Here is a 13,368-nt window from a genome sequence, read left to right as displayed (position 1 = left end):
ATTCGAAGGCGGCTCATGTAAAAGCCCGGCGCATGATCCATGCGTGCTTCCGTGTCCGCCGCGCGTCGCCCTGAAGAACTGCCCGCCTATGCGGCGACACGCCGGTCGGCAGACTGCTTTCACGTGCTTGCCGCGACTCACCATCTGTATCAAGATCGAGTCGACTCACCCGGATTAGGCTGTTTCCATGACAGACGACTCCGACTCCGATCCCGACAAACTGAAAGGCCCCGGCGGCTTGACGTTGCGCCAGATCCACGAGCAGGTACAGAAGAGCGTCGAGCGCGACCGCGAGGAGCAGGCATCGCGCAACGCTATCGCTCCGCAGCGCAGCAGGTGGCAACGTTGGGTGCGCTACGTGTGGGGCCGCAGCGGGCGTCGCTAGGGGCGTCGCTAGGCGGCGAGCTTACCGCCGCCCGCTCCTGGGCGTAGTGGCAGGCCTCAGCACGGTCCGGAGGCGTCGGCAAACACGCCCCCAGAGATTCTCGTCGTTATATGGATGAGGCGAGCGGTATGGCGATCAGACCAGGACGCCGCCGCCGTCCACAACGACGGTCTGTCCCGTGACATAGCGGTTCGTCATCAGATGGAGGTAAGTTTGCGCGAGATCCTCGGCCTCGCCGACATACCCCACAGGCAGGGCCGCCCCCCTCACAGCATAGAGCGCCTCACGGTCAGCTTCGGGCAAGTTGGCCCACAGCGGCGTACGCACTAAACCGGGACTCACCAGGTTGACGCGAATGGGCGCCAACTCCACCGCCAGCGCACGCGTGAGGCCTTCCATCGCGCTGCAGACGCTGGCAAGCGCCACCCAACCCTTTTGTGGTCGCAAGCTGGCGATACCGCTGGTCAGCACCACGGAGCCACCGGGACGCAGATAGGGCACTGCATTTTTGACGGCGGCGATGGCGCCGAAGACGCGCACACCAAAAACCTGACGGACCGTATCGAGGTCCATGTCGACGAGCGCTCCGGTTTGCAATGAATCGCCCGCGCTGTAGACCAGATGGTCGAAGGGCCCTAGCTGTTCAAACAGTTTGCGCACAGCGGGTTCGTTGCTCAGATCGACCGTGTATCCCTCGGCCCGGTCGCCGAGCCTCGCGACAGCCTCGGCAACACGCTGACTGCGCGATGAAACCACCGTCACCGAGGCGCCGGCGGCCAGCGCGGCATGAGCCGTGGCAAGGCCGATGCCCGAAGTGCCGCCCAGCAGGACGACGCGTTGATGCTGGAGAGTCGTGTTTGCAATAGTCATTGGGAGTCCTTGCAGCGGGTTATGAATTGAAGCCTGGACACGAGTATTATTCTTTAACCAAATTTGATAAACGCGTCATCTCTTCGAACACTCATTAATGGGACTTACGAATGGATCGATTCAGCAGCATGGAGATATTTGCACGCGTGGTCGACCGCGGCAGCTTCACCGCTGCGGCGGAAGGCAGTGGCATGACGCCCACAATGGTCGGCAACCATATTCGTGAGTTGGAGCGACGCCTCAAAGGCCGGCTGTTGAATCGGACCACGCGACGTCAAAGCCTGACCGAACTCGGCAGGCGCTATCACGCGCGATGCCTCGAGATTCTGGCGCTGGTAGATGCCGCAGACCTGGACGCGCTCGAAATGCTGAGGAGCCCGCGTGGCCGATTGCGGGTGAGTTGCCCGGTTATTTACGGCACACGTGTGCTCGTACCGGCGCTTGCCGCGTACCTCGACCGCTATCCCGACGTTCAGGTGGAGTTGTCCCTCAACGACCGCTTCGTCGATCTGGCGGAAGACGGTTTTGATGCCGCCATTCGCGCCGGCGTGCTACCGGACTCGGGCCTGATTGCGCGGCCGTTAGCCCGTTCGCCGCGGATTGCCTGCGCGTCGCCGGCCTACCTCGCACGCCATGGGCATCCGCAGACGCCCGCCGATCTCGTGCAGCACAACTGCCTGGCTTTTATGGTCGCGACTGGCCCTGAACGCGAATGGCGCTTTCCGCGCCCGGACGGCGATGGTGTGGAACACGTCTCAGTGCGCGGCCGCCTTGACGTCAATGGCGGCCTGGCGCTGCGCGAGGCCGCGCTCGCAGGACTGGGAGTGATTCTTCAGCCGCAGTTGATGCTGCAGGAAGATCTGGATGCGGGGCGGCTGGTTCGTCTTTTTCCCGACTGGCCCGCGCCGACCTGGCCCATCCATGTGGTGCATCTGCCCGACGCCCGCATGCCACCGAAGCTGGTGAGCTTCATCGCGTTTCTCCAGGAAACGTTGGGGCACGGCAGTGAGCCACAGAAACGCCTTGTTAAGGCAAAGCAGCGCGTCTCTACCCGGCAGCACGCAAAGTCGTCGTAGGCACAGGTGCAGGTGGTTTTGTTTTTCTAATACTCATTGAGTGGCGGAAGTGGCGCCCTTTCCTGCTGCTGCAACTTCTTCATTTTCCAAACGCGTCGCAATGCCGATTCCGTATCCGTCCAGCGAAACTCGCGCGCGACACCGTTGGCAAAATGCACAGTCACGGCGTCGGCCAGTTCCGCTACTTTCGGATCGTCTGCGCGAGGGAGGTTTTCCAGCCGCGCCGGATGTCCGAAGTCCCCGCTCCGGTCCATCCAGCGATACAAGGCCGGAATGGTCCGCCGCCATTCGCCCTGCCGCGCAACCGCACACAGTTTACGCCACGCTACCGTGTCGCTCTCGAGCCATCGCTTTCGCGCGTCGCTCACCCGATGTTTTGCGCGCTGCAGGAACATTGCGATGCGCCCACGTGCCCACACCGCTACGAAAAGACCCAGCACGATCGCACAGAAGGCGATCAACTGCCCGCTGTGAATCACAATGATTCTGTGCGCCAAGCCCTGATTCATCACATCGGCAGGGATCTCAAAGAGAGGCTTCTCGTGCGCGGTGGACGCGGAAAACGTCACGCCCGGCAATTCGATCGTCTCTTTCTTTTGCGTCTTCGTGTTCCACCATTCGATCGTCACGGGCGGCAGCTTGAACCGGCCGTTGTGATCGGCAATGTAGGTCACGCTGTCGGTTCGCTCGCCCGCGACCAGCCCCACCCGGTCCTGCACGATGTTGCGCGTCGTGGACGGTTTGGCGTAGCGCTTCAATCCGGCGACCTCGCCCAGGCTCACCGGCGGAATCAGCATCGACTCGGTGCCGGCCGCGCTTTGCGTGATGGTGCGCGTGATCGAATCGCCTACCCGAAGCTGCTGCGTCGACGGTTCGATTTTCTGCGTGGCCGTGAGCCTCGTTGTCGGAAAGAAGACGGCCATGTCCTGCGCACCCGGTGGCAAGGTCGCCACGAGTTTAAGCGCGGGGGTCATGACCTGCACCGGGGTGTCTATGCCCCCCGGGTGGACGGTGATCGCAAAAGGCGGGATGTCATAGGTCTTGCCTGCCTGAGGCGCGATGCGATAGGCCCGGCTCACGCCGAACCAGCGCACGCCGTCGATGTCCTCAGAAAGGTTGTCGGCCTGCTCGTCCGGCAGGCTGACGATCGCATCGGCGACGGTGAAGAGCGGCCAGTCCGGTGCCTCGGTAAACCAGGCGGTCGTCAGCAGGTCGACGACGAGCTTGACCTCGCTGCCCGCGACGACCGGACCAGCGGGTTCGAGATGCGCGCGAACCATGGTCCGCGGCGCGGGGTCGGCGAAGGCCGACGCTGAAGCGCAAGCCGCGCCGAGCCATGCGATGACGAGCAGAAGCCGCAGAAAAACCGCTGTCATGGCGTGCCCGCTCCCTTTGCATCGGATTCAGCTTCAAAGCGCTGCTGCAGAAAAACCGCGGGCGAGGTATTCAGATTGCGCATCCAGACCTCTTCGCTCGGACGCGGCGCGCCCTCGATCACGGTCGACGTGCCCCGCCCTTTCTTCTTGTCGGTCTCCACCTGATCGGGTGGATCCTCCTCCGGGTCCATTTCATCCTGCTCGTCTTTTGCGAGCAGGCGCTGCAGGAACGCCCGATTGGTCGATGCCTCGCGCAGCGCAGGCTGAAGCTGGAGCGCGTTGTCGTACGCCTTGATGGCGGCGGGGTAGTCGTCGAGATGCGCGAGGGTATTGCCCATGTAGAAATACGCCCGCGCTGTCTTCAGACGCGAAAAACTTTCGAGGGCGCCGGCATAGTCGCCTGCGAGATATTGCGCGCGGCCCTTCCACATCGGATCGTCGAAGCGTTGTGCGGCCGCTTTGTAGTTGCCGTGCTCGAAATTCCAGCGGCCCTGCTGATCGTGCGTGGCGAACAGGTCGACCCAGCGCCACTCGGCAGCCTGCGCATGACGGGGAATGGCGCTGAAGGCCAGCGAGATCAACACCACAGGAAGCCACTTGACGGTCCAGCCCCGCCGGAAACTCCACAGCGCGAGCAGCAGCAACGGAAGGACGAGCCAGTAGCCGGTTTCTTTCCAGCGCGGCACGATCTTCGACTCCTCCTCTTGCGCGAGATAGGCCTGCGCGCGATGCTGGACCCACACCACGTCGTCGTCATCCACGCGCATGCTGGCCAGCGGAATGTCGGCTTCATTCGCGACCTTGCGGATCGCGTCGGCATCGAAGGTCCCCATCAGCGGGTGGCCTTCGGGGTCCATGGCGATCGTGCCGTCAGGGCCGCGTATCGGGCCACCGTTTTCCGTACCGACCGCCAGCCATAGCAATTGATGCCGGAGCGTCTTGGCCCTTTGCACGAAAGCGTCGGTCTGATTCGTATCGAAGCCGTCGCTCATGAAGACGATCGTGCCCGCGGTGGGATCGTTCGCCAGAAGCCGCTCGGCCGCATCGAGTCCGGCGGTGGCGTTCTTCCCGTCATGCGGCATCAGCGAGGGCGACAGCGCCGGCACGTAGAGATCGAGCATGGCTGGGTCTTCGGTGGGCGGCACAACGAGATGGCCCGTCGAAGCGAACACCACCAGACCGGTGCGCGCGCCTTTACGCGCCCTCGCCAGGTCGAGCACTTTCTGTTTGGCACGTTCCAGCCGCGTGGGCGCGACATCGGTTGCGTCCATCGAATGAGCCAGTTCAAGTACGACGACGAGCGGCGCCTTGTCCTGATTGAACGGCGGGCGCTCCTGTTGCCAGGTCGGGCCCGCGGCAGCGAGCGCGCCGATGCCCAGCAGCAGAGCCAGCGTGTGAACCGGTTGAATCACGCGGCGCTTCGTGTCGCCGACGATCAGATGTTCCAGCAGCACCGGATCGATGACGTTGCGCCAGCGCGCGCGCACGCTATTGCGGCGGAACCAGACGAGCGGCAACAGCGCTGCGGGAATCAGCAGCAGCAACCATTCCGGGCGCAGAAAATGGAAAGCCGTCAGATCAATTTCCACGACGTGCCTCCGCAACCGTCACGCGCGCCGGCGGCCGCTCGCGACGTGGCGCGCGCAGCACCGCAATCAGCAGCGCCAGCACGTGGTACAGCGCGAAAATCGCCACCGCCAGCCCGGCTGGCACCCAGTAGAAATCGCGCTGCGGCCGGTAGATTTCGCGCTTCACTTTCACGGGCGTGAGTTTGTCGAGCGTGGCGTAGACGTCGGCCAGGTCCTGCTGCCGGCCGAGTGCGCGAAACGCACGGCCTCCGGTAATGCTTGAAATGCGGGCAAGCGCATCGAGATCGACCCGGTCCTCGCCCGTCGTATCTGGATCGCCGATGCCAATGGTATGGATCACTAACTTGTGATCTTTGGCGATTTCGGCGGCGCGCTCGGGCGGGATGGCGCTGCTGGTGTCGTTGCCGTCGGTCAGCAGGATCAACACCTTCTCCGGCGCCGGCGAGTTCGCCATCAGCTTGACGGTCAGGCCGATCGCATCGCCGATGGCGGTACGCGGCCCCGCCATGCCAATCTGCATCTGGTCGAGCAGAACCTGCACGGCGTCGTGATCGAGTGTGAGCGGCGCCTGCGGATAGGCGGCGTCGCCGAACACAACAAGGCCGAGGCGATCGCCCTTGCGCTTCGCGATGAAATCGGCCACTACGCGCTTGACCGCACTCAACCGGTCCATCCGAACGCCGGCGGCATCAACGAAATCGCGCGTCGCCATCGAGCCCGACAGGTCGATGGCGAGCATCAGATCGCGCGCGGGTTCTTCGCGCACGATCGGCGCTTCGACATAAACCGGTTTGGCGGCAGCGATCACCAGCAACACCCACAGCAACGGCAGCAGCAGACGTTGCAGCCAGTTGCGGCGCAACCGCACGCCACCGGGTGCCGGCTTTTCGCCGGCGGCCTGCGCCATTTCGTGAAAGAACGGTACACGCACCGCGGAGGCCCGGGTGCGATAGGCCGGCACCAGCCACCACACTAAAAGAGGCAGCGGCAGCAGCGCGAACAGCCACGGAAAATCAAACTTCCACATGATGACGCTCGATCCAGTCGCGTGTATGGCCGACAAGCACTGCCGCGTCACCGTCGGAAATCCCGGCAACCACCTCGGGCGGCGCATAGCTCGCGAGTTCGAGGAGTGCTCCGCTTCTGGCGTCGAAGCGGCCGCGCGTGCGTTGCAAAAACGCGAGCCATTCACCGCCAGTCAGTGCCGCGATCTGCTCGCGCGGTGCGACCGCGAGCGCGGTGCGCTTGATCAGGCTCGGTATCGCGGCGAGCGCGTTCGCGCGCTGTTCACGGTCCGCGCGGTTGGACGCGAGACGGGTTTCGATGCTCGCCAGCTCAGTGAGCGCCACCCGCCGGTAGCGCTGTTTCTCGCGGCGGCGCCGACCAAACCAGATTGCCACGCCTAGTGCAGCCAGCAGCACCACGGCAACAAACACCCAGCCGATGGTCTGCGGCACATACGACACCGTTTCAGGCAACGGCAACTCCTGCAATGGCTTGAGTTGTCCCGATGAATCAGGCGGAACGGGCAACGCAGCGCTCATAGGCCACTCCCCGCGGCCGGTCGCGCGCGCTGGCCGAGGAGCCGCCGCACCTGGCCGACAGTCGGTTCCGCCGTCGAGAGGGCCATCAGCGGAACGCCGCTTGTGCGCAGCAATTCCGCGACCTCGGCGGTGCGCCCACTGAACAGACTCGATAGCGGCGCACGCACCCGCTCCTGCTCGATACGCAATTCCACCTGCAGACGCCCTTCGCTGACCACCAGCGCACGGTGTTCAGGCATGTGCTGCCACAAGGGATCGAAGATCATTGCCGCGACGACGTCGTTGTGCGCCGACAACTGCCGCAACAGGCGCTGCGTGCGTTCGTTGGCGCCGGCGAAATCGCTGATGATGCAGATCAGGTAGTCGTGACCGGCTAACTGAAGCACCCCTTCGAGCGCGGCGTTCAGTTGAGCGTAGTCGGTGCGCGCTTCGCTGTCGGCATGCAGCGCGTTGTTCATGCCTGCCAGCGCGCCGAACAGGACTTTGATCCGGCTGCGGCTGCGCAGCGGCCTCACCCGCACGATCCGGCTGTCGTTGAACAGCACGCCACCGACCCGGTCGCCGGCGGTGAAGCCCATCCACACGGCAAGCGCCGCTACTTCGGCGGCCACCACCGACTTGAACGCGCGGCGCGACCCAAAAAACATATTCATGCGCTGATCGACAACCACCAGCAGCGGCCGGTCACGCTCTTCGGTATAGGCGCGAATCTGCGGCTTGCCGAGACGCAGCGAGACCTTCCAGTCGATGTGACGAACATCGTCACCAGGCAGGTAGGCGCGAATCTCTTCGAAATTGAGCCCACGTCCACGCAATCGCGACGCGTGACTGCCCGACAGCACACTCGATACCGGTGGCGGCGCGATAAAGCTCAGCCCGCGTGCATGAAACTCGAGCTTCGCCAGATGCGCGGCGTCGACATACACTCGGCCCTCTGCTGACGGTGCAGAGTTCGCAGATTCGGACATCAGGACCACGGCAATCCCCCGCGTCGATGCAACAATGCTTGTTGCATTATGTGTCAGGCCGGCACGGCAACCTTTTCGATCAGCCGGTCGACTACGGCGTCGGCACTGATGTTCTCGGCATTGGCGTCGTAAGAAAGTATCAGCCGATGCCGCAGCACCGGATGAACGACGGCGCGCACGTCGTCGGGCGTGACGAAGTTGCGGTCCTGCAGCCACGCCTGCACGCGGCTCGCACGGTCGAGCCCAATCGAACCGCGCGGGCTCGCACCAATTTCGATCCACTTGCCGAGGTCGGCGTCGAGTTCCTTGCCATGCCGCGTGGCATTGACGAGCGACACAATGTAGTTGTCGATCGCCGGCGCAACCGCGATCTGCCTGATTTCTTCACGCACCGCGAAAATGACATCTTGTGCGAGGACACTGGGTGCAGCGGAGGCGTTACCGCTTTCGCGCCGCAGCAGCCGCAACATCTCGGTCTCGCTTTGTGGCGACGGATAACTAATTAGCACTTTAAGAAGAAACCGGTCCATTTGCGCTTCAGGCAACGGATAGGTACCTTCCTGTTCGATCGGATTTTGCGTGGCCATGACAAGAAACAGATCCGCCATTCGATGAGTTTTTCCCGCCACGGATATCTGCCGCTCTTCCATCGCCTCTAATAATGCGGATTGGACCTTGGCTGGCGCGCGGTTAATTTCATCGGCAAGAATCAGATTGCCGAAGATCGGGCCCGGCTGAAAGCTGAGTGTGCGTTCCGCGCCACTTTGCAGCAGCGTTTCGGCACCGGTGATGTCAGACGGCAACAGGTCGGGGGTGAACTGAATGCGGCTCATGGTCGCCGCGAGCCGTGTGGCGATGGCTTTGACGGTGCGGGTTTTGGCGAGTCCGGGGAGGCTTTCGAGCAGCACGTGGCCGTCTGCGAGTAGTGCAATAAGTACCTGCCGGACAACGGCTTGCTGGCCCACTATCGCTTCGTTGACGCTCGATTCGAAGCGAAGGATCGTTTCGCGCATAGTTCTTGATTTCCCCAATCATTTGGTGGTGAGACAATTTTGAATGCCAACGATCGCCGCCAGATACGTTAATACACGAGCGGTCTTTCGTCAAAAGTTTTGCCAATGAGTAAAAAAAAGCGTGAAATGTGTTTGAAAAGTTGATAGCCTTCGTGTCACGTTCGCTAACCAGCATGCGACACATTTCTAATTGACAAAATCGCTATTCGGTATCACCAAGCTTATTCCGTGCCAATAAGAACTGGCCAGGTTTGGTAAAGGGCCAGCAGCTTCACCCGTATGAGAGAAGGGATGATGAGTTCAGGAAAACGTGGCACGGAAACGGCTGCCCGCTCTGCAGGCGCGCCTTCCGCAACCCCGGCGCCCACCGCGCGCTATCGCAAGCTGCTCCTGTGGGGCTCACTCCTCGTCATGCTTCCCGCATGCGTGGGCGCGGCGGTCAGCTGGGCCGTCACCTCACATAGCCAACCTCACCCGCAAGTCGTCTACGGTGACGGAACGCATGGCCCGCTCGGCATGGCCTGGGTTCCAGGCGGTCAGTTCCTGATGGGCAGCGATTCAAAGCAGGCACAGCCCAACGAACGCCCGGCCCACAAGGTGCGCGTGCATGGCTTCTGGATGGATCGTCATCACGTGACCAACGCCGAATTCCGGAAATTCGTAGAAACAACCGGCTACGTCACGACCGCCGAGAAGAAACCCGATTGGGACACCCTGAAAGTGCAGTTGCCGCCCGACACCCCGCGTCCGCCTGACAGCGCAATGGTGGCCGGCGCCATGGTGTTCGTCGGAACCAATCACCCTGTGCCGCTGGAAGACTATTCGCAATGGTGGCGCTACGTGCCTGGCGCGAACTGGCGCCACCCCACTGGGCCGGACAGCAACATCATCGGCAAAGACGATCACCCGGTTGTTCAGGTTTCCTACGAAGACGCGCAGGCTTATGCGAAATGGGCCGGCAAACGCCTGCCCACTGAAGCCGAATGGGAGTTCGCCGCGCGTGGCGGCCTCGAGCAGGCCACTTACGCATGGGGCAATCAGTTCGCGCCGAACGGCAAACAGATGGCCAATGTCTGGCAAGGTCAGGAGCCGCAGTCGTTCCCGGTAGTCAGCCCCAAGGCGGGCGGCGCACTCGGCACGAGTCCGGTCGGCACCTTTCCGGCTAACGGCTATGGCTTGTCGGACATGACCGGCAACGCCTGGCAGTGGGTGGCCGACTGGTATCGCGCCGACCAGTTCCGGCGTGAAGCGGTGAGCACCAGCACGATCGACAACCCGGCTGGCCCGCGCGCTTCGTGGGACCCGGCCGACCAGGGCGTACCTGTGGACGCCCCCAAGCGCGTGACGCGCGGCGGCTCGTTTCTCTGCAATGAAGCCTATTGCCTGAGCTACCGTCCGAGCGCGAGGCGCGGCACCGACCCGTACAACAGCATGTCGCATCTCGGCTTTCGCCTCGTGATGGACGAAGACACCTGGAAGCAACCGCTTGCGCGTCAGGAGTCGGCCCGCGCCGCAGGCGCAGACGGAAGCTAGGGCGCTCTGCCCTTTCAAGCTGTACCCCTTTCCCCGCGCGTCCGCTCGCGGGTTGTGGAATCGTGCAATCAGAATGGAGGTTGGATGCGTTCAAGCTGTCAGCCAGGACGGTCGGAGCATGTCGCGGGTTCGACCCGCGCTGCGGGTAGGTCTGCATTCGGGTCGGCGCTCGGCGCTGCCGTGGTCGCGCTCAGCGTCGCGCTAGCCGCCGCCGGTTGCACGACGCCTGGTGGTACGAACGCACCACCACCGCCGGCAGCAGTCAGCTCGACCGCCGCACTGCCGTCCTGGCGTGACGGAGCGGCCAAGCAGACGATCGAGAAATTCGTCGCCGACGTCACCCGCGAAGGCTCGCCGAACTACGTGCCGCCTGCGGAGCGCATCGCCGTGTTCGACAACGACGGCACGCTATGGAGCGAGCAGCCGCTGTACTTCCAGTTCGCCTTCATGCTCGACCAGGTGAAAGCGGCTGCGCCGAAGCATCCCGAGTGGAAGAAGAATCCGGCCTTCAAGGCGTTGGTCGCCAAAGACTACGGCGCATTGGCAAGCCAGCAGAAACAGGTGCTGCAACTGGTCGCCGCCGCCAATAGCGGCATGACCGTGGACGACTACGACAAGACCATCCGCGACTGGCTGGCCAACGCGCGGCATCCGAAATTCAACCGACCCTACACCGAGCTCGTCTACCAACCGCAACTGGAGTTGCTCGCCTACCTGCGCGCCAACGGCTTCAAGACTTTCATCGTGTCGGGCGGCACCATCGAATTCATGCGTCCGTGGGCAGAGAAAGCGTACGGCATTCCGCCCGAGCAGGTGATCGGCTCGAGCCAACTCGTGCAGTACCAGATGCATGACGGTCAAGCCGCGCTGGTGCGCCAGCCGAAAATCGATTTCGTCGACGACGGCCCCGGCAAACCTGTCGGCATCTATCGGAATATCGGTCGCAAGCCCATTCTCGCGTTCGGCAATTCGGACGGCGATCAGCAAATGCTCGAGTACACGACGTCCGGCAGCGGCCCGCACCTCGCGTTGCTGGTGCATCACGACGACGCCGTACGCGAATTCGCGTACGACCGCACCTCGAAGATCGGCAAGCTCGACAAGGCGTGGGACGAAGCGATCGCCGACGGCTGGACCGTGGTCAGCATGAAGGACGACTGGCAAACCATCTATCCCGCGCCGAAGCAATAGTCGGACGCGAGAGAGAGCGCGAGCCGCGTGCAGGTCGCGGCCGCTACGAGGCAACCCGGCGCGCAAGGAACGCGTAACGGGTGAATGAAAGACAACTCCATTGGAGCAACACGATGAGCATGTTCCTGCGAAAGGGGCGCTATGCAGCCGGGGCGACAGTCGTCGCCCTTGCGGCGTTCGCTGCCCTGATTTTTCCATCCATTAACGCGCCCGCGCAGACTCAAGCGCCGGCCAAACCGGCGGCACCACCGGCCACCAGCGCGCCGCAACAACAGCCGGCCACTAAAAATTCGTCCAAACCGAACATTCTCGTGATCTTCGGCGATGACATCGGACAGGCGAATATCAGTGCGTATACGCGTGGTGTGGTGGGCTACAAGACACCGAACATCGACCGCGTTGCAAACGAAGGGATGATCTTTACAGACTACTACGCGGAGAACAGCTGTACGGCGGGGCGTTCGTCCTTCATCACCGGGCAGTCGCCGTTGCGTACCGGGCTCTCCAAGGTCGGCGCGCCTGGCGCTCCGGTCGGCCTGCAAAAGACCGACATGACGATCGCCCAGGCGCTCAAGCCACTCGGCTACGCCACCGGCCAGTTCGGCAAGAACCACCTTGGCGACAAGAACGAGTACCTGCCGACCAATCACGGTTTCGATGAGTTCTACGGCAACCTGTACCACCTGAACGCCGAGGAAGAACCCGAGCGCCCGTACTGGCCGAAGGACAAGAACGACCCGTACGTGAAGAACTTCTCGCCGCGCGGGGTGATTCATAGCACCTCGGACGGCAAGGTTCAGGACACCGGTCCGCTCACGGCCAAACGCATGGAGACCATCGACGACGAAACCGGCGCCCACGCGGAAGAATTCATCCGCAAGCAGGTCAAGACCGGCACGCCGTTCTTCGTCTGGATGAACTACACGCGCATGCACGTGTTCACGCACGTGCGGCCTGAGTTCCGCGGCAAGAGCGGCATGCCCGGCAATGAATATGCCGACGGCATGTGGGAGCACGATCAGGACGTCGGCAAACTGCTTAAGCTGCTGGACGATCTGAAGATCGCCAACAACACGATCGTGATCTACACGACCGACAACGGGCCGAATCAGTTCTCGTGGCCGGATGCGGCGACCACACCGTTCCGCAGCGAGAAAGATTCCAACTGGGAAGGCGCGTTCCGGGTGCCGGCAATGATCCGCTGGCCGGGACATATCAAGGCGGGCGAAACCTCCAACGAGATGTTCTCGGGCCTCGACTGGTTCCCGACGCTGCTCGCCGCGGCAGGCGACGGCGGCGTCAAGGACCGGCTCCTGAAAGGATGGTCACCCAAAGCGGGTGGCGCGAGTTTCAAGAATCACCTCGACGGCTACAACCAGTTGCCTTTCCTGACCGGACAGACGACTAAAGATCCGCGCACCGAGTTCTACTATTTCGACGACGACGGAAATCTGGTGGCGATGCGCTGGGATCAGGACGGCAACGCCTGGAAGGCGGTGTTCTGCGAGCAGCGCGCGAAGGGCAACCTGAACATCTGGGAGGACCCGCTGGTCTGCCTGCGTTTGCCCAAGCTATTTAACTTGCGCATGGATCCCTATGAACGGGCGGACATCACCTCGGATCAGTACAACGACTGGGAAACGAAGAATGTTTATCTGACTGCGATCGCGACGATGAAAGCGTCGACGTTCCTGCAGAGCTTCGTCGCCTATCCGCCGAGCCAGCGTCCCGCGAGCTTCAGCGTGGACGGTGTGCGCCGCCAGGTCGACAAGAAGATTGACGAGTCCTTCAAGAAGCGCGGCCTCGAGTAATATGTAGTGCGG

General features: G+C 62.7%; 12 protein-coding genes. 5 read left to right on the top strand and 7 right to left on the bottom strand.

The features are described from left to right. Positions 1-187: 187 nt before the first annotated feature. Positions 188-385 carry a hypothetical protein gene (locus HHL24_RS08315; RefSeq protein ID WP_169485020.1) on the top strand — a complete coding sequence of 66 codons (198 nt, stop codon included), beginning with the start codon at positions 188-190 and terminating at the stop codon, positions 383-385. Positions 386-520: 135 nt separating this feature from the next. Here the strand turns inward: HHL24_RS08315 and HHL24_RS08310 are convergent, their stop codons facing one another. Next, positions 521-1,255 carry an SDR family oxidoreductase gene (locus HHL24_RS08310; RefSeq protein ID WP_169485019.1) on the bottom strand — a complete coding sequence of 245 codons (735 nt, stop codon included), beginning with the start codon at positions 1,253-1,255 and terminating at the stop codon, positions 521-523. Between the two features lie 110 nt (positions 1,256-1,365). Here HHL24_RS08310 and HHL24_RS08305 point away from each other — a divergent pair, with 110 nt between their 5' ends. Further along, a complete protein-coding gene (locus HHL24_RS08305; protein WP_169485018.1) occupies positions 1,366-2,331 on the top strand; it encodes a LysR family transcriptional regulator in 966 nt (321 codons plus the stop codon). A gap of 26 nt (positions 2,332-2,357) precedes the next feature. On the opposite strand, the gene HHL24_RS08300 is transcribed toward HHL24_RS08305, so the two are convergent. From HHL24_RS08300 to HHL24_RS08275, 6 genes are read right to left on the bottom strand one after another with little or no spacing between them, the layout of a single operon-like run. Continuing rightward, entirely contained in the window at positions 2,358-3,707 is a 1,350-nt protein-coding gene (locus tag HHL24_RS08300; protein ID WP_169485017.1) for a BatD family protein, read from the bottom strand. Further along, complete coding sequence (locus HHL24_RS08295; RefSeq protein WP_169485016.1) at positions 3,704-5,296, bottom strand: vWA domain-containing protein; 1,593 nt, start codon at positions 5,294-5,296, stop codon at positions 3,704-3,706. Before HHL24_RS08295 ends, HHL24_RS08300 begins: the two co-directional genes overlap by 4 nt. After that, complete coding sequence (locus HHL24_RS08290) at positions 5,286-6,323, bottom strand: vWA domain-containing protein (protein WP_169485015.1); 1,038 nt, start codon at positions 6,321-6,323, stop codon at positions 5,286-5,288. Before HHL24_RS08290 ends, HHL24_RS08295 begins: the two co-directional genes overlap by 11 nt. Next, positions 6,310-6,840: a DUF4381 domain-containing protein gene (locus tag HHL24_RS08285; protein WP_169485014.1), complete on the bottom strand. Its 531-nt coding sequence runs from the start codon at positions 6,838-6,840 to the stop codon at positions 6,310-6,312. The genes HHL24_RS08290 and HHL24_RS08285 overlap by 14 nt, the downstream gene beginning before the upstream one ends. Continuing rightward, positions 6,837-7,808: a DUF58 domain-containing protein gene (locus HHL24_RS08280; RefSeq protein ID WP_169485013.1), complete on the bottom strand. Its 972-nt coding sequence runs from the start codon at positions 7,806-7,808 to the stop codon at positions 6,837-6,839. Before HHL24_RS08280 ends, HHL24_RS08285 begins: the two co-directional genes overlap by 4 nt. 53 nt (positions 7,809-7,861) lie before the next feature. Further along, positions 7,862-8,821, bottom strand: coding sequence for an AAA family ATPase (locus HHL24_RS08275; RefSeq protein WP_169485012.1), 960 nt, complete (start codon positions 8,819-8,821; stop codon positions 7,862-7,864). 291 nt (positions 8,822-9,112) lie between these two features. Between HHL24_RS08275 and HHL24_RS08270 the strand changes: the two genes are divergently transcribed. The 3 genes from HHL24_RS08270 (at position 9,113) to HHL24_RS08260 (ending at position 13,356) form a co-directional block, all read left to right on the top strand. Beyond that, positions 9,113-10,354 carry a formylglycine-generating enzyme family protein gene (locus HHL24_RS08270; protein WP_230417380.1) on the top strand — a complete coding sequence of 414 codons (1,242 nt, stop codon included), beginning with the start codon at positions 9,113-9,115 and terminating at the stop codon, positions 10,352-10,354. An 84-nt stretch (positions 10,355-10,438) separates the two neighbouring features. Beyond that, positions 10,439-11,545 (top strand): HAD family hydrolase, encoded by a 1,107-nt coding sequence (locus HHL24_RS08265; protein ID WP_169485011.1) that lies wholly within the window; start codon positions 10,439-10,441, stop codon positions 11,543-11,545. Positions 11,546-11,658: 113 nt separating this feature from the next. Further along, a complete protein-coding gene (locus HHL24_RS08260; protein WP_169485010.1) occupies positions 11,659-13,356 on the top strand; it encodes an arylsulfatase in 1,698 nt (565 codons plus the stop codon). The last annotated feature ends 12 nt before the right edge of the window (positions 13,357-13,368 follow it).

The organism is Paraburkholderia polaris (genome assembly GCF_012927345.1).
Lineage (GTDB): Bacteria > Pseudomonadota > Gammaproteobacteria > Burkholderiales > Burkholderiaceae > Paraburkholderia > Paraburkholderia polaris.
Note: the sequence above shows the minus strand (reverse complement) of the source record. Positions and strands in the feature narration are given on the sequence as shown.